The sequence below is a fragment of the Saccharibacter sp. 17.LH.SD genome (assembly GCF_009834805.1).
GTDB lineage: Bacteria > Pseudomonadota > Alphaproteobacteria > Acetobacterales > Acetobacteraceae > Saccharibacter.
In genome coordinates this window covers 287071-304146 of sequence record NZ_WVHO01000009.1, presented here as the reverse complement: position 1 = coordinate 304146, position 17076 = coordinate 287071, and the positions used below count along the sequence as shown (strand labels likewise).

Sequence of the window (17076 nt, the reverse complement as noted above, 5' to 3'; positions counted from 1 at the left end):
GCTCAAACCGTCATTTAGACCAATTTACCGTGACAATGTTTAAATTTAAGACCTGACCCGCAAGGACATGCACCATTTCGAGGGGTTTGGGCATTCCAACGCGCCAATGTATCCGCATCAACGGTAATATCTTCATCAAATGAAGCAGGTTCCATTGTTGAAACCACAGGAGGCTCAGGCATCTGAGGCGGCTCAGCCGTTGTTTGAAGATGCGCCAATGTTTGGACGACACGCAAACGCATATCGGCCAACATCGCCGTAAACATCTGGAAAGCCTCTTGCTTATACTCATTCAATGGATCACGTTGCCCATAAGCACGCAGCCCAATCCCCTGACGTAGCTGGTCTAGCCCATGAAGATGCTCTTTCCATGCGGCATCGAAGGACGTTAGCAACACATGTTTTTCGATCATCCGCATCATATCTGGCCCCATATTGGCCGTACGAGATGCATGTGCCTTCACGGCTTCCTCTTCAATGCGTGCCGTAATCCCTTCTTCATCCATCCCATCTTCCTGTGCCCACTCGGAAAATGGCAGATCAAGGACTAACACACGCAAAATTTCTTGGTGAAGCCCTTCAACATCCCACGCTTCGGCAAACGAATTCTCAGGAATATATGTCTGAACAATATCCTCAATAACGGCCAGACGTGCCTCATTAATAATGGGAGAAACATCGTCTGACGCCATATATTCACGCCGCTGGCCATACACCTCACGACGTTGATCATTCATCACATCGTCATATTTCAGCGTGTTCTTGCGCATGTCAAAATTGCGCGCTTCAACTTTCTTTTGTGCCTTTTCCAAAGCTTTATTCAGCCAAGGATGAACAATAGCCTCACCTTGTTTAAGGCCCATTTTCTGCATCATACCGCCCATGCGGTCGGTACCAAAAATACGGATTAAATCATCCTCAAGGGAAAGGAAAAAATGAGAATTCCCTGGGTCTCCTTGCCGCCCAGCACGCCCGCGTAGCTGATTATCAACACGACGGCTTTCATGGCGTTCCGTCCCAATAACGTACAGGCCGCCTGCTTCATGCACCTCTTTATGGTCGTGCTCGACACGTTGACGCACCTCTGCAACCGCTGCTTCACGGGCAGCGTCATCCGTAACCTCGGCAACGCGCTCCCCGACCAACATTTCAACGTTACCGCCAAGTTTAATATCAGTCCCTCGGCCTGCCATATTCGTGGCAATCGTGATGGCCCCTGGGGCACCAGCCTGGGCAATAATACTCGCCTCACGCTCATGATGCCGCGCATTCAGCACATTATGCGGGATGCCACGCTGCTTCAAAAGTGCTGACAGATACTCACTCTTCTCAATTGATGATGTACCAACGAGAATAGGCTGCCGCTTAGCACGAACTTTTTCAATCAGATCCGCAACAGCATTATATTTTTCTGCAGCGGTGAGATAAACCTCATCATCCGTGTCAATCCGACGCACCGGCACGTTGGTCGGAATTTCGACAACCTCAAGATTGTAAATTTCAGCAAACTCGTCTGCTTCCGTCATCGCTGTTCCGGTCATACCAGAAAGCTTGGGGTATAAACGGAAGTAATTCTGGAAGGTGATAGACGCCAACGTCTGATTCTCTTGCTGAATCTCGACGCCTTCTTTCGCCTCTAACGCCTGATGCAATCCATCTGAGTAACGACGGCCATCCATCATTCGGCCAGTGAATTCATCAATGAGGATCAACTTACCGTCACGCACGATGTAGTCCACATCACGCGAGAAGAGAACGTGAGCCCGCAAAGATTGCTGCACGTGATGAACAACAGCCACATTATGAATGTCGTACAAACCACCGTTTGTCAGAACCCCGGCTTCACTCAGTAATTCTTCAGCACGGTCTGAGCCATGTTCCGTCAGGGTAACAGTACGAAGCTTCTCATCTTTTTCATAAACATCAGGCTCTTTTGCCAATCTCGCGACAACCGCATCAACATGACGGTAAAGCTCCGAGCTATCATCGGCAGGACCTGAGATAATCAGCGGGGTCCGTGCTTCATCAATGAGGATACTATCGACCTCATCGACAATCGCATAATTGAAATCCCGTTGAACCATCTCATCCAACGAATATTTCATATTATCGCGTAGGTAATCGAACCCAAATTCGTTGTTCGTGCCGTAAGTAATATCTGCCCCATAAGCAGCACGCCGCTCCTCATCGGACAAATTAGGAACGATTACCCCTGTCGTGAGGCCCAAGAAATTATAAAGCTGAGCCATAGTGGCCGCATCACGACTTGCCAGATAGTCGTTAACCGTCACCACATGAACGCCTTTGCCTGTTAAGGCATTCAAATACACTGGCAATGTTGCCACCAGCGTCTTACCCTCGCCCGTTCGCATCTCTGCGATACGTCCCTCGTGTAGAACCATCCCCCCGATGAGCTGCACGTCGAAATGACGCATCCCCAACACACGACGCGATGCCTCCCGGCAGACAGCAAAAGCCTCAGGCAGGAGTTGATCAAGACTCTCTCCCTTACCAAGACGATCACGAAACTCCTGCGTCTTATGACGCAATTGGTCGTCCGTCAGCCCCTGGATTGCAGGCTCTAGGGCATTTATCTCAGGTACACGCTTCTGATACCGTTTGAGAGAACGGTCATTAGCGAAACCGAAGAGAGCGCGAGCAAGGCGTGCAAACATGATGAACCCTGAAATATTGACCCCACCGCAACGTTTTCACTTCTCATCAGCAAGAAATGAAATACTGCTACTGCAGGCTGTCACGATTTTCCACGTATGCAGGAGATAGGGGGCAAGCCAGAAGGGGTCAATGAAAAAGCCGCATTGAGATGATTCTTCTTTTCTCTTTTTGAAGAAAAAACAGGCCCGTTAACAAGCACTAAGCTCTAGAAAGAGTTACCCTTTATGCGGGAGACTTCTCTCCGGATATTAAACGACCATCTTTATTATGACATAAATTTAGGAAAATACTGTCGCAGCCGCAGACTTATCCCTCTTGCAGGCTCGGGCGGGCTTTGTCATGGTGCTCGCACGTTAAATTTTCTAATTACCTGTAAGCATTGAGGTAAAATTATGCGGCTTCCCCGCTCTCTATTCGCCTGCACAGCTCTCATCGGGGGGCTATCCTTTATTTCTTCATCCCAGATTGCCTATGCAGATTCGTCTTCCGCCGGCGCGGCGAAGGCACCAGCTACTGCATCGAAAGCACAGCCTGTTACTGATCCCAACATGGTGATCGCTACGGTTAACGACCAAAAAATTACAGCATCCGACATTCAGCGTGCAGCAGCCAGCTTGCCACCGCAAGCTCGTCAGCTGCAAACTAGCATCCTAATCCCTCTTTTGATTGACCAATTAATTAGCCAAAAAGCTATTCAAATTGAAGCCGAAAAAGAGAAGTTGCAGGACAAACCCGATGTTAAAGCGGCGATGGATGCTGCAGCTGGTAATGTCCTCCAGAACGCGTACCTGGAAGAAAAAGTACTTCCACACGTCAATGATGCCGCTTTAAAAAACTATTATCAAACACACTATGCTTCCAAAAAGCCGGAAGAAGAGATCCACGCACGTCATATCTTAGTTGATACCGAAGCTCAGGCGAACGATATCATCAAGAAGCTTAATAAGGGCGCTGACTTCGCTAAGCTTTCATCACAGCTATCAACGGACAAAAGCACCGGCGTTCATGGTGGTGATCTTGGATGGTTTAAAAGAGAAGATATGATCCCCGACTTTACAAAAGTCGCCTTCTCTATGAAGCCTGGTACCATTTCTCCTAAGCCTGTTCACACACGGTTTGGCTGGCACGTCATCCAGGTTCTTGGCACACGCACAGCACCTGTCCCGAGCTTCGATCAAGTCCGTGACCAAATTCGTCGTGATTTGATCCGTGAAGAAGCACGTAAGATCGTTGACGCCGCAGAAAGCCAGGTCAAAATCACTCACTACGATGAGAAGGGGCAGCCCATCCCTAACACCCCTGTTAACACAACAGGCAACGGAGCACACTAAACATGGCGACGTCACACCCTCGCTCCCCTTTGGCACGTTCTCTTCCAAAACTCACACGAGTTGCTGGGGTGCGACTCAGTGGTGTGGCGGCTAATATTCGCTATGAAGGGCGTACAGATCTCGCGCTTATGGAGTTCACTCCTGGAACGACGGCCGCAGGCGTTTTCACCAAAAACACCTGCCCAGGGGCCCCTATCCCCTGGTGCCGTCAGGCGCTTGATCACACACCTTACGCCCGTGCTCTTTTGGTGAACTCCGGAAACGCAAACGTCTTCACCGGTCGAGCAGGAAATGATGCCGTTGTTGCCTGTGCAACAGAACTGTCTGACCATTTAAAATGTCCTGTTGAAGATGTTTTTCTAGCCTCAACAGGCGTCATCGGAGAGCCTCTTCCATACCATAAAATCCTTAAAGCTCTTCCAGAGGCCGTCGAAAAACTTCACGAGGATAATTGGGAAGTCGCAGCGAACGCGATCATGACAACGGATACTTTCCCCAAGGCATCCCAGCGCGATGTAACCATTGGTGATGTTCCTGTCTGCATTCAGGGAATCGCCAAAGGCTCAGGCATGATCGCGCCTGATATGGCAACGATGCTGTCCTATATCGCGACAGACGCCAAACTCTCTCAACCAGTTCTACAAGCCTTACTAACAGAATATGTCGGCTCGACCTTTAACGCGATTACAGTCGATTCCGATACATCCACGTCGGATATGGTGATGGCATTCGCCACGGGGCAAGCCGATCATCCTGAAATTTCAGATATTAATGATAATAAGCTTAGCGCCTTCAAAGATGCTTTCCGAGACGTCATGGAAGAGCTTGCTCTTCTTGTCATCCGTGATGGCGAAGGCGCGACTAAACTTATCCGTGTTGAAGTCCAAGGGGCAGAAAGTGACGATTCTGCTCACCGTATTGCACTCTCCATCGCAAACTCTCCTCTCGTAAAAACGGCGATCGCAGGAGAAGATGCCAATTGGGGACGTGTCGTCATGGCCGTAGGAAAAAGTGGAGAACCCGCTGACCGGGATAAGCTCTCCATCGCTTTAGGTGGATATTGGGTTGCGAGAGATGGGGGTGTCTCCCAAGATTATGATGAAGACGCCCTGAAACGTTATATGCGTGAACAAGAAATTGTTATCACAGCTGACCTCGGTATCGGCCAAGGTCGTTTCCACGTTTGGACATGTGACCTAACCCACGGATATATCGACATCAACGGCTCTTATCGCAGCTAATAAACAAAACCTCGACCCATGACAGAAGGAAATGGGTCGAGAGATATCTCAATATGTGCAACTATTATATAATAATTTATTTAGTGCTTCCTATCACACTAATCAGGTTTGTATATGATTGCACTGCCCGTAGCAAAGGCACAAATATATTAATGTGCTTCGTCGCGTTCAAAGGAAATTGAGGAGCAATCCATGCCTGCCAATAAACGTGTTGTTATTCTCGGAGGGGGTATCGGTGGTTTAGAAGTTGCCACTTCTCTACGCCATAAGCGCAACGTTAGTGTTACACTTGTTGATCAAAACCCCGTTCATATTTGGAAGCCTGCATTACACGAGTTCGCAGCCGGCACCATTGAACATAGTGGAAATTTGTTTTCCTTCATTGAGCTCTCTAAGCGCTTCGGGTTTGATTTTATCCAAAGCACTCCTGAAGCTGTAGAACGCGATAAGCGCCAGGTTCGGTTAGCCAATGGTCAATCCATACCTTATGACTATTTAATTGCCGCACTTGGTGCCCGCGCCAACGACTTCGGTACTCGCGGGGCAGAGGAATATTGTTTGTTCCTCAATACGCTTCATGATGCAGATACCCTGCATGCCCGTTTCCGTGATGGTCTTCTTAATGCCAAAAAAACGGGAAAACCCCTTCAGTTTAGTATCGTAGGAGGCGGGGCAACGGGTATTCAGCTTGCTGCTGAATTATGTCAAGCTGTCGATAGCACTCCTGGCCTTGGTGTAGAGGCACGACACTCTCTTCTTCGACCCACTCTCATTGAAGCAATGGATCGCCTCATTCCAGCGTTTCCAACCTCTGTGTCTGAAGAAGCTAAGGCTGAACTGGAGAAGCTCGGCTTTGATGTCATTACTAATGATGTCGTCACTCAGGTTGACGGTGACGCTATTCACCTGAAGAGTGGTCGTATCATTCCTTCCACTCTTTCCATCTGGGCGGCCGGCGTAAAAGCAAGTCAGGCTACATCTCTTTTTGAAGGGTTGGAATTAGGCCGTTCTGGGCAGCTTATGGTCACACCAATGCTGCGGGCGACAAAGGATCCTTCAATATTCGCCATCGGTGATTGCGCTCGCATGGAGAAGGACCCTGTCGCCCCCACGGCTCAGGCAGCTCGCCAACAGGGACGTTATCTTGGTCGCATCGCCCTGCCTTATCTTTTGACGGGAAGAACACCCCCATCATTCTCGTATCAGGATCGCGGTGCCGTTGTCGCATTAGGCAACTATAATGCCTGGGGGATGTGGCCCTCCAAAAAAGGCTTCGGTGGTCATGGTGTTGGGGCCTATTTTGCACGCTTTATCCATGAGGGGCTTTTCCGGCAGCACCAATATGGGCTGGTAGGTATTTGTAAAACTCTCCGCGTGACCCTTAATGAACATTTCTATCATCACGCCGACCTGGTGGCTCCAGGTACACCTTCTTCTCGTTAAGGAATCAAAGTGAAGGGAGAACTTGCCTCTTGCAGAAATGAGTTTTCCCTTCTCATATAAGATTCATGACGACTCCTTCTTTTCCATCCCTTCTCGCTACAGTGACATCTGAGCTTAAAGAGGAAGGTTATGTTTTCCTTCCTGCCCCGGAGACTGTAGCGCTCCTTCAGCATTATGGCCTAAGCCATTGGGACCAATTTTCTGATAGTTGGAATCACCTAGGCGTCGATCAGTATATGGCCGATGGTGGTCTTTATCGGCGGCGGCGTTACGCTACTTTTTCGATAGAAACAGACCACGTCACCAGAAAGAAGCATCAACCACACTATCAAAGCCGTGATTATAATCTCCTTAATGGCGGCATAGAGCGCTGGTTTTCCCCCATTGAAGACACAATTGGGAACCATTCAGCCCTCGCGGCGATTCTTAAAACGGCAGCGCATGTTGCAAATTCATTAACTCCAGAGACTCGCAAGCCTCAGTCGTGGCATGCAGAAGTACATCAATTTCGCATCGAAGCCGATCCACATACACAAGGGCGTCCAACCCCCGAAGGCATGCACCGCGATGGCGTTGACTGGGTGTTTGTATTCATGATTCGTCGTGAAAATATTCGAGAAGGCGTCACCAGCATTCATGCCCTGGATCAAAAAACACAGCTTGGTGCCTTCACATTAGCGCACCCTTTGGATGCTGCCTTCGTCAACGATCATCGTGTATATCATGGCGTCACTGCCGTTGAACCTGTGGATCCTAACAAGCCGGCCTATCGAGATGTGCTTGTCGTAACGCTCCGTTACGAATAGCATAGTGGTCCTTGCATTAGAGTAAAAATCTCCAGGACTACGTCTTCTGGATAGAATGAGGATTCCGAGCATGCCGTTTGCGCCCCCCAAATGGGTTACTTTGTGCCTTTACATTGGAGCGGCATCCCTTATTACTTTCGGCAGCCATGATGCGTCTGCTCGCCATCGCCGTCACCACCATGCCGTCCCTCAGAAAAAAAACACTTCTACAGCGCGCCCCGTCATACTCACAACGCAACCTGATAGTGCTCTCGACGCGACAGCCCGAAAACTTAATAAAGACACGCTGAAAGATGCGGCGCGCTACCATGAACGGCCTATTATTCTTGTTGGATCAGCACCACTTTCAGCTACAACCAAAGATACAAACGCAGCTCTTTTTGTTCAAATTCAATCAGCCCGCCTTTGTGGCGCAGGTGGCTGCACAACTTCCGTATATTATCACGACAAAACCGGATGGAAGCTTATTTTGGATGCGGTTAGCGGCTCCATTGCGGTTCTTTCAACACACCATGCCGGCATGTATGATTTATTAGTCGATGGGAATGATCGGTGGGTTTGGAACGGCTCTTCGTACCAAGACACGTCCGGGACTATACCCTAACACTCCATACGGCACTTCTACATTAATAAGAGCTTATTTATTATGTTACCCTGCATGACAATTCTTGATGGCGGCATGGGGCGCGAACTACACCGTATAGGTGCCCCCTTTCGGCAACCTGAATGGTCTGCTCTCGCCCTTATCAAGGGACCTGATTTTGTAAAAAAAGCGCATCGTTCTTTCATAGAAGCTGGTGCGCACGTCATTACCGCGAATAACTATGCTGTGGTTCCCTATCATATTGGTGAAGAACGTTTCCGGACACATGGTAAGGATCTCATCCAATTAGCGGGACAACTTGCACGTGATGCCATCGCCGAAGCGCGCAAACCATCAGTCCGCTTAGCTGGCTCCCTTCCCCCTGTCTGCGGATCATACCGCCCGGACCTCTTTCAAAAACACTATGCCGAGACCATTCTTGCTACTCTGAAAGACAATCTTTCTCCCTTCGTTGATCTCTGGCTCGCCGAAACACAAAGCAGCATCGTTGAAGCTCGTATTGCACGTCGCATTATTGGTTTTAATGATCCACGTCCTTTTTGGCTTTCCTTCACGTTAGATGACACGCATCTAGAAACGACTAGAAACGAAACCTATCCCCTTCGACTGAGGTCAGGTGAAGTCCTCCATGAAGCTATTAAAGCCGCTTTGGAACTCCGCATTGATGCTTTGTTATTTAACTGTAGCGATCCTGCTGTCATGTTACCTGCTTTGCAGGAAGCCCAAAAAGTCTTCGCCAAATTTACCGGACCTCACAAGCCTCAACTTGGTGTTTACGCTAATGCATTTGACCATAACCATGAGAAGCATGACGAAGCCAATGAAGTCATAAGCGCCCTTGATACATCTCTCACCACAACCCGCTATCGTAAATTGGCGCAAGAATGGCAGAAAGCCGGAGCTACGATTATAGGGGGATGTTGTGGAATTGGTCCTGACTATATTAAAGAGCTCTCCCATAATCTCTGACACAGGCAATACTCTTTTCTAAGAACGTAACGCTCTCATTATATTTCTTAATGTTCTCACACTTGGAATCTCTGCGATTTTAACCGTTACATTTTTCACACATAGAGTCGCACAAATTCAAAAATTACGATTTATTTTAGTTTTATGACTTTTTTGTCATTATTTTATCGTGCAATAAAAACGTCATAATTTTTGGCTTCACACGATCGGAGGAAAATATGCGTCGTTTGCGCGGGGTTGTAGCTGTTCCTGTTGCGTTAGCTCTATTCCCCAGCGCATATGCAATGCCTCTTCATGCATCCATCAACACTCATAACAACAAAAATAAAATTCACCGCCCCACGACGTTAAAAAAAAAGAAGCATCCACGTACATCCCTTGATGCACATTCCGCTGAACATATGGTCGTAACGCGCAATAGCTCTATCCTTCGCAGAGCACGCGCCAGCATTTCTCCTGTTGATATTATTTCGGCTAAGGAACTTCATCGTACAGGCCAAATAAATCTGGCTGATGCCCTCGCTCGCGTTAACCCTTCTGTAACCATTGGCATGGCGGGATGGGATGCGGGCGCTTTTACCTCTTCTATTCGACTGCGCGGCCTTAACCCGAACCACACACTTGTGCTGATCAATGGAAAACGTCGCCATACAACGGCAAGTATTTACGCCGATTCAGGCCCACAAGAAGGATCCAGCCCTGTCGATCTCAATATGATCCCCGCAGAAGCGATTGATCATATTGAGGTACTCCGTGATGGCTCCGGCTCTGAATATGGTGCAGATGCCATTGCAGGCGTGATCAATATTGTTCTGAAAAAAACCACGAACAAACTTGAAGCCGATGCCCAAACAGGGGCCAATGCTTACAATGGCGATGGCTGGCAATATCAGTTCGGTTTTGATGGAGGGCTACCTTTAGGCAATGATGGATACATCAACCTCAGTGGACAGATGTATCATACAGACCATTTCATCCAAAAAGGCATTGATGACCGCACAGGCAAAGAGGATGACCCGGCCCTGAGTTTAGCCGAAGAAACACGTCAAACGACTAGTCTAAATTTTGGAAAAAACATTACACCCTCCCTACAATTATATGGCCTCGCAACCTATGCCCACCGCCATGGGGAATCCCTTCAAGATTACCGAACGCCCCATATTCTTCCACAGCTATACCCCGACGGCTTTGTTCCAATCGAAGCACTCGAAGAACAAGATTATGCTTTCACCCTTGGCTTAAAGGGACATTTTTGGGGTGGTTTCCGATGGGATTTAAGCTCCACCTATGGTGCTGATGACGACCATATGAGCCTCAAAAACTCGGGGAATCCAGCTCTTTATGAAGCAACAGGCTATACGCCTACCAGAGTCCGTACCGAAACGTTTCGACATGCTCAATGGACGAACGACCTTGCCATTCGCCGGCATTTTTCACTCAATAATGAGCAAAAAATCGATCTCTCGTTCGGTGCACAACATCGCTTAGATACATATCGGATTGGCGCTGGCGACCCTGCTTCTTATCTTGATGGCGGAACGCAAGGTTTTGCAGGCCTGATGCCTGAAAATGCTGGAAAATGGGATCGCGACGTTTGGTCAGGCTATGTCGATACGAATATCCATATCACGCGAAAATTAAATATTGATCTCGGCGGGCGCTATGAACATTACACCGATGTTGGAAATAGCCAGACCGGTAAAGTAGCCGTTCGCTACGATTTTAATCGGCGTATCGCAGTACGAGCGACCCTCAATAACGGTTTCCGTGCTCCTACACTTTTAGAAGAGCATTATAGCGCTCTCAACGTGACACCTTTCGGGGCTTCTGCAAACCTCCCCGTTAACTCCACGGCTGCAAGCTCATTGGGAGCCCGTCCTTTGAAACCGGAACGCTCTACCAATTTAAGTGGTGGATTTGTTTTAGAACCCATTGATCATTTGCATGTCACCATAGACGCTTACCAAATTAACATTCGTGACCGCATCGTCCCAGGAGGAAGCTACCAAGGGGAAAATGCCGAAAATGCCATCGGCCTCACAGGGGCAACGTTACCCGGTGGTTTAGACCCCCAAAATGTCACAGCGGCTTATTTCACCAATGGCGCCAGCACCCGCACGCAAGGGCTGGATATTATGGCGAGTTATCCACTCCACCTTCACCGCTATGGTAACCTCGATCTAAGCCTTGCCTTAAACCTCAACAGAACGCGCATTCACCATATCGCCACAGACGGAAATGGAAACCCTCAGCTTAATGCGCAACAAATTGGCTATCTCACAACCGCTTCCCCGCGCAGCAAAATCATTCTGAACGCCTATTGGACGATCGGAAAATGGAACGTCAATGTTCGTCAAACGCGCTATGGTCAAACCACGAGTAACCTTACTTATGAAGATTCAGCCCCTGCGAATTTACAATATTCCCAAACCCAATTTCGGCACTTCGTGAATCCCCCTGCTTGGTTAACCGATCTGGAGGTCGGCTATCAGGCCACACGCCGCATACATGTTGCTGTTGGTGCCAATAATATCTTCAATGTACGCCCACGTCGCACACCACCGGAAAACTCCTATCTTGGTACGTTACATTACGATAATAATTCGTCAGGTATTCCCATGACTGGCGGATATTATTATGGACGTATCAATATCTCGCTTTAATTGGAAATACGATCCACGTGGGACGATTGGGACATAAGGAACAATGATGGGTGCGAGCCTAGAACACCATACAATTTACCAAATCCCATCACAAAGCCGCCACGGACGCCCACGCGACCAGTTTACGATCTGGTTTAGCACAAACATGACGTTGCTAACCGTCGTTACCGGCGCTCTTGGCCCGACGGAGGGGCACTTATCCTTTCTCAATTCTGTCCTAGCACTCCTTCTAGGCAGTCTCATCGGCGGTGTGTTTATGGCTTTACATGCTGCCCAGGGTCCAGCCTTAGGGGTGCCACAAATGATTCAAAGCCGCGGACAATTCGGCAGCTGGGGCGCGCTGCCAGTCGTTGCGATGGTCATCGTTATGTATGTGGGCTTTGTTGCCTCTAACTGCGTTGTCGGTGGTGATGCCATTCATTACGCCCTGCCCCATTTCACATCAAAAACGACGATTATCCTTATGGCTCTCCTGAGCCTTATCCCTTGTATTTTTGGTTATAAATTCATTCTCTCCTGCTCAAAACCCGTCACGTTTTTTACGTTCCTCGCTGTCATTATTTGTTTCATTCAAGGGGTCGTCACCCAAGGCGCTACCCTAATGACTGATCTTCATGGAACAGTCGCCGGCTTTGCACAGACCTTTTCTATCGCTGTCTTGTGGCAGATTTCATACGCGCCCTATGTATCGGACTCCTCGCGCTATCTTCCCTCTAATCCAAAAACATATCGTGCAACATTCTGGGCCTGTTATGGTGGCACCGTCAGCGGCTCCGTCCTCGCCATGAGCCTAGGAGCCTTTTTAGCCGCCCAATCTCCCTCGGCAACGATCATTGAGGCTATTCATTCTCTCATGGGAGCATGGGGTGTTCTTATTGTAGGGATTCTGGGTATTTCCATTGCGTTAGCCAATGCAATGGACCTTTATTGTAGCACGCTATCAACGATTACTTTTTTCCATACATTTGCACCTCTATGGCAACCTCGCGCCCCAATGCGAATCTCTATTGGAATTTTGACATTAGTTATTGCGCTCAGTAGCGCCCTCTTTATGTCACAAGCCTTTAATACAGCCTACGCGGCATTATTAGATATTCTGATGGCCGTCATGATACCCTGGACAGCCATTAACCTTGTCGATTTTTACATTCTTCGTCATGGCAACTACCATGTACCATCTTTTTTCCAACCGAATGGAGGACAATATGGGCGTGTTAATGTCTATGCTCTGATAAGCTATTCTCTGGGAGTTATAGTTGAAATCCCGTTTATCAACCTTCCCTTCTATAAGGGCTCTCTCCTAGCCTCTTTACATAATGTTGATATTTCATGGTTCGTTTCACTAATATGCTCATCAATAACTTACATTATTATGAATAGAAAATTTCAATAATATTAACCAGTTGATCTCTCTATACTTTATATAAAGTCATTTTAAACAATTAAATGTTGCATTTATGAAAAGTCTTTAATAGGAATAAATTCACTTTGCAACAAAGCCCGTATTTACGCTTGCAAGGTCTTGTATTTCTTTAAATTAGGGAATGAACATGCTGAAAAAAGCCCTCCCCATGGCCGCTGTCCTTATGGCACTCTCTGGCTGCGTCAATGTACATGGGCCAGTCAACGCCACCTCCCTCGCAACAGGCCCCAAAAACGGTACCGCTTGCAGCAAGAGCATTCTCTTCGTCTATGCAGACGGTGATGCTTCCATCAGTGCAGCAAAACGTAACGGTGGACTAACAACAGTCTCGTCTGTTGATACACACAGAAAGGGTCTTTTCCCCTTCTACGAGACAAGCTGCACACACGTTAACGGCCGGTAAAAATACGTCTTACCTGTCATATTTCGGCAGATCCTCAATAGAGGTCTGCCGAAAACCACAATCAACGACAACCCACTAGGGATACATCTCTAGTGACTCGACGTAGACAAAAATACTAAAAATCACGGGAAGACTTGGAGCGGATGAGGGGAATCGAACCCCCGTATGCAGCTTGGGAAGCTGCCGTTCTACCATTGAACTACACCCGCAATGTGAACGCCCGTTTATCATTACTCTATAGTGTTAAGCAACCCCCATAAAACACAATAAATTCAATCTACTTTCTTGACGCATTTACAGTAGGGTTCCATAGTCTCGGACCGTGCCTTTTTATGAACAAAGGGTACCCTCGTGATTTGAGCGGCCGGCTTGCGGCGAGGTTAAAAAATTGCGCTAAAGAGGCCCTGTTTCTTCTACATGCAGAGCAGGACTTCCACGGCCCGCCATAACGTCTGTAGCATTGTTGCTATAGGTTTTCATGGAGGGATTTCATGTCCACGCAAACAACACATACATGGCGTACAGCCACGCGTCTCCTGCACGAAGCACGCAACCGCACCCCCTACAGCGAAACGTCAGATTCTCTCTTTCTGACCTCTGGTTTCGTCTATGATAGCGCCGAGCAAGCGGCAGCGACTTTTGAAGGAACGATTGATCACCTTCAATATTCTCGCTACGGCAACCCCACCGTTGATACCCTACAAGAACGTCTCGCCCTCCTTGAAGGAGCGGAAGCGTGCCTCGCAACCTCCACCGGGATGGGTGCTGTCTCTTGCGCTCTATTATCTCACCTGAAAGCCGGTGATCGCATCGTTGCTTCTTCAGCTCTCTTTGGTTCCACGCACTGGCTGCTCAGCACGCTTCTACCAAGCTATGGCATCGAGACAGAGATGATTGATGGCCGTGATGATGAAGCCTGGGATAGAGCTCTGTCACGCCCCACCGCTGCTGTTCTGATTGAAACCCCATCCAACCCTATGTTGGACGTGCTCGACGTCCAGCGTATCGCTGACCGTGCGCATAAAGCGGGAGCCATTTTTATGGTCGATAATGTTTTTGCAACCCCCGTAGGGCAACGACCCTTAGACTTCGGTGCCGATGTTGTGATCTATTCTTGTACCAAGCATTTAGATGGTCAAGGGCGTGTTATGGGCGGCGCTGTCCTTGGAAGCCAGAAATGGGTTACCGAGAAACTCCAACCTTTTGCACGCAATACCGGCAACACCCTTTCCCCTTTCAATGCCTGGGTTCTTCTTAAAGGGCTAGAGACGCTCGATCTACGCGCTCGTACTATGGCCCATAATGCTGCCGTTGTTGCCGATGCCCTAGCAACCCTCCCCGGCATACAGAGAGTCATTTACCCAGGACGGAAAGACCATCCACAAGCTGCATTAGTGAAGAAACAAATGCGCGATGGTGGATCCATGATCGCCTTTGATGTTGTGAATGGGAAAAAGGGTGCTTTTGCCTGTATGAACAGTTTTGAGATTATCTCAATCTCAAACAATCTTGGCGATGCACGCAGCCTTGTGACACATCCTGCAACAACAACGCATAAAAAACTCACGGAAGAGGAACGTGCAGCCCTTCGTATTACAGATGGCTCAATCCGCTTTTCCGTTGGGCTTGAAGATCCAGAAGATCTCATCAGTGAAGTGACGCGCGGCGCACAAGCAGCCCTTGCTGTAGGTTCATAATCACTCATCCGGGCAATATTTTGGCTGCGTCATAGCACCTATTATCCCTGAATCGTAAAGAAGAAACCTGACAAAGTGCTAGGATGGTTCTAAGAAGATACCATGTCTGACAAATCATCCTGCCACTCTCTCTTTGCTGATCTAGACGATAGCGACGCTCTCAAAGCCCCGCCGTGCTACACAGCACGCACGGGTGACGTTACCGTCAGTGTCCGCACTTTCTGGCTAGAAGAACACTCTGACCCTGAGGAACAACGCTATACATGGGTCTACCATGTCATCATTGAGAATAGCGGCGAAGATAGTCTTCAGCTTCTTTCCCGCAGCTGGACCATTCTTGATGCCACAGGCAAGGTAGATTACGTGAACGGCCCCGGTGTGATGGGAGAACAACCCGTCATCTCTGCAAAAGGTCGATATGAATATACGTCTGGTGCCGAACTCAAAACACCAACAGGCTTTATGCAGGGCCTCTATCATATGCTCTCACCTAAAACAGGTGAGCGTTTCGATGCCACAGTTCCAACATTTAGCCTCGACAGTCCGCATCATAGTGGCATGATTCATTAAAAATAAGGATAGTTGTTCATCGTGACCGTCTCTTCCTCTTCGTCTCCCAGACGCGTTGCTGCTTTGCTTCTTGCTGCGGGACGTGGACGTCGTTTTGCTGCAGGGGCTTCTGATGCTGCTATCAGCAAACAATTCCAGTCATTACAAGGACAACCCGTCATTCGACATGCTGCACGCGCTCTGTTGCCGTATGTCGATGTTCTTCAGCCCGTGGGGAATGATCCCCTCTTGGAGGAAGCTCTCTCCGGGCTCGATGTTCTCCCACCTGTGGAAGGCGGAGCGGAACGGCACGACAGTGTGCGAGCAGGGCTTGATGCACTTGCCGCTCTTCCCAATCCGCCTGATATTGTACTCGTTCATGATGGGGCACGCCCCGTTGTGCCGGGCCGCATTATTCAAGATATCCTCACAGCTCTTGAGACGCATCAAGGTGTCATCCCTGCTTTACCTGTGAGTGATACCTTAAAAAAGGTTTCTGAGGATATTATTACGGCCACGGTTCCTCGTGCTGATCTTTGGCGTGCTCAGACACCACAAGGCTTCCATTTTCCCCTTCTCCGAGACCTCCATCATCGCCACTCTGAAGCCCTTACAGATGATGCAGGCCTCCTGGAACGAGAAGGCCACCACGTTGCCATCGTGATGGGATCAGAGGACAACATAAAGTTAACTGTTACGGAGGATCTGATGCGTCTTGAGCGTATCGTGGACCATAATAAACCAACCATGCTTCCCCGCGTTGGTCACGGCTATGACGTACATGCCTTTGCCGAAGGGCGTAAACTCATTCTCTGTGGAATTGAGATTCCTCATGATCGTGGCTTAGCAGGACATTCTGACGCCGATGTTGGTATCCATACGCTATGTGATGCTATTTATGGAGCCTTGGCAGAAGGAGACATTGGCCGCCACTTCCCACCCAGTGACAATCAGTGGCGTGACATGGATTCCGCACGTTTCCTCATCCATGCGGGCGATCTCATCCGTTCCAAAGGGGGGATGCTCGTCAATGCCGATATTACCATCATTTGCGAAGCCCCTAAAATTGGCCCACACGCTCAAGCAATGCGCGCACGTCTTGCCGAGCTTTTACGCGTTAAAATAGATCGCATCTCTGTCAAAGCGACAACATCAGAACGCCTTGGCTTCACAGGTCGTCAAGAAGGCATTGCCGCCACGGCGACTGTAAGCATTATGGTCCCTGACGACGGAGAAGAATAAAACACACAATGGGAATCTCATGAGAGGCT

General features: G+C 48.7%; 13 protein-coding genes, 1 tRNA gene and 1 riboswitch. Of the genes, 12 read left to right on the top strand and 2 right to left on the bottom strand.

Features of this window, described 5'->3' with window-relative positions:
- Positions 1-14 precede the first annotated feature (14 nt).
- Positions 15-2675, bottom strand: coding sequence for a preprotein translocase subunit SecA (gene secA / locus GS501_RS02780; protein WP_160830332.1), 2661 nt, complete (start codon positions 2673-2675; stop codon positions 15-17).
- Positions 2676-3068: 393 nt separating this feature from the next.
- Here secA and GS501_RS02775 point away from each other — a divergent pair, with 393 nt between their 5' ends.
- From GS501_RS02775 to GS501_RS02735, 9 genes are all read left to right on the top strand, one after another.
- Positions 3069-4007 (top strand): peptidylprolyl isomerase, encoded by a 939-nt coding sequence (locus GS501_RS02775; protein ID WP_160830331.1) that lies wholly within the window; start codon positions 3069-3071, stop codon positions 4005-4007.
- Between the two features lie 2 nt (positions 4008-4009).
- Positions 4010-5248: a bifunctional glutamate N-acetyltransferase/amino-acid acetyltransferase ArgJ gene (gene argJ / locus GS501_RS02770; RefSeq protein WP_160830330.1), complete on the top strand. Its 1239-nt coding sequence runs from the start codon at positions 4010-4012 to the stop codon at positions 5246-5248.
- Positions 5249-5440: 192 nt separating this feature from the next.
- On the top strand, positions 5441-6691 hold the full coding sequence (locus tag GS501_RS02765) for an NAD(P)/FAD-dependent oxidoreductase (protein ID WP_160830329.1): 1251 nt from the start codon (positions 5441-5443) through the stop codon (positions 6689-6691).
- Positions 6692-6756: 65 nt separating this feature from the next.
- Complete coding sequence (locus GS501_RS02760) at positions 6757-7497, top strand: 2OG-Fe dioxygenase family protein (RefSeq protein ID WP_160830328.1); 741 nt, start codon at positions 6757-6759, stop codon at positions 7495-7497.
- 70 nt (positions 7498-7567) lie between these two features.
- A complete protein-coding gene (locus GS501_RS02755; RefSeq protein WP_160830327.1) occupies positions 7568-8101 on the top strand; it encodes a hypothetical protein in 534 nt (177 codons plus the stop codon).
- A gap of 54 nt (positions 8102-8155) precedes the next feature.
- A complete protein-coding gene (locus GS501_RS02750) occupies positions 8156-9070 on the top strand; it encodes a homocysteine S-methyltransferase family protein (protein WP_237442374.1) in 915 nt (304 codons plus the stop codon).
- Between the two features lie 218 nt (positions 9071-9288).
- The gene (locus tag GS501_RS02745) at positions 9289-11733 is read left to right on the top strand and encodes a TonB-dependent siderophore receptor (RefSeq protein WP_160830325.1); all 2445 of its coding nucleotides are present in this window, start codon (positions 9289-9291) and stop codon (positions 11731-11733) included.
- A gap of 43 nt (positions 11734-11776) precedes the next feature.
- Positions 11777-13126, top strand: a complete 1350-nt coding sequence (locus GS501_RS02740; RefSeq protein WP_237442373.1) for a cytosine permease — start codon at positions 11777-11779, stop codon at positions 13124-13126.
- A 157-nt stretch (positions 13127-13283) separates the two neighbouring features.
- Positions 13284-13559, top strand: a complete 276-nt coding sequence (locus tag GS501_RS02735) for a TRL-like family protein (protein ID WP_202405272.1) — start codon at positions 13284-13286, stop codon at positions 13557-13559.
- Between the two features lie 135 nt (positions 13560-13694).
- On the opposite strand, the gene GS501_RS02730 is transcribed toward GS501_RS02735, so the two are convergent.
- Positions 13695-13768: transfer RNA gene (locus tag GS501_RS02730), tRNA-Gly, on the bottom strand.
- A gap of 129 nt (positions 13769-13897) precedes the next feature.
- Positions 13898-13977: riboswitch (SAM riboswitch) on the top strand.
- A 73-nt stretch (positions 13978-14050) separates the two neighbouring features.
- Here GS501_RS02730 and GS501_RS02725 point away from each other — a divergent pair.
- From GS501_RS02725 to GS501_RS02715, 3 genes are all read left to right on the top strand, one after another.
- Positions 14051-15256, top strand: a complete 1206-nt coding sequence (locus GS501_RS02725) for an aminotransferase class I/II-fold pyridoxal phosphate-dependent enzyme (RefSeq protein WP_160830323.1) — start codon at positions 14051-14053, stop codon at positions 15254-15256.
- Between the two features lie 102 nt (positions 15257-15358).
- Positions 15359-15826, top strand: a complete 468-nt coding sequence (apaG, locus tag GS501_RS02720) for a Co2+/Mg2+ efflux protein ApaG (RefSeq protein ID WP_160830322.1) — start codon at positions 15359-15361, stop codon at positions 15824-15826.
- Between the two features lie 21 nt (positions 15827-15847).
- On the top strand, positions 15848-17047 hold the full coding sequence (locus GS501_RS02715; RefSeq protein ID WP_160830321.1) for a bifunctional 2-C-methyl-D-erythritol 4-phosphate cytidylyltransferase/2-C-methyl-D-erythritol 2,4-cyclodiphosphate synthase: 1200 nt from the start codon (positions 15848-15850) through the stop codon (positions 17045-17047).
- Positions 17048-17076: the final 29 nt, after the last annotated feature.

What these genes read in the sequence shown, in the direction of transcription:
- GS501_RS02765 (WP_160830329.1), top strand. Translation starts at nt 5,441, where the DNA reads ATGCCTGCCAATAAACGTGTTGTTATTCTCGGAGGGGGTATCGGTGGT.
- GS501_RS02725 (WP_160830323.1), top strand. Translation starts at nt 14,051, where the DNA reads ATGTCCACGCAAACAACACATACATGGCGTACAGCCACGCGTCTCCTG.
- GS501_RS02735 (WP_202405272.1), top strand. Translation starts at nt 13,284, where the DNA reads ATGCTGAAAAAAGCCCTCCCCATGGCCGCTGTCCTTATGGCACTCTCT.
- GS501_RS02775 (WP_160830331.1), top strand. Translation starts at nt 3,069, where the DNA reads ATGCGGCTTCCCCGCTCTCTATTCGCCTGCACAGCTCTCATCGGGGGG.
- secA (WP_160830332.1), bottom strand. Translation starts at nt 2,675, where the DNA reads ATGTTTGCACGCCTTGCTCGCGCTCTCTTCGGTTTCGCTAATGACCGT.
- GS501_RS02755 (WP_160830327.1), top strand. Translation starts at nt 7,568, where the DNA reads ATGCCGTTTGCGCCCCCCAAATGGGTTACTTTGTGCCTTTACATTGGA.
- apaG (WP_160830322.1), top strand. Translation starts at nt 15,359, where the DNA reads ATGTCTGACAAATCATCCTGCCACTCTCTCTTTGCTGATCTAGACGAT.
- GS501_RS02740 (WP_237442373.1), top strand. Translation starts at nt 11,777, where the DNA reads ATGATGGGTGCGAGCCTAGAACACCATACAATTTACCAAATCCCATCA.
- argJ (WP_160830330.1), top strand. Translation starts at nt 4,010, where the DNA reads ATGGCGACGTCACACCCTCGCTCCCCTTTGGCACGTTCTCTTCCAAAA.
- GS501_RS02745 (WP_160830325.1), top strand. Translation starts at nt 9,289, where the DNA reads ATGCGTCGTTTGCGCGGGGTTGTAGCTGTTCCTGTTGCGTTAGCTCTA.
- GS501_RS02760 (WP_160830328.1), top strand. Translation starts at nt 6,757, where the DNA reads ATGACGACTCCTTCTTTTCCATCCCTTCTCGCTACAGTGACATCTGAG.
- GS501_RS02750 (WP_237442374.1), top strand. Translation starts at nt 8,156, where the DNA reads ATGACAATTCTTGATGGCGGCATGGGGCGCGAACTACACCGTATAGGT.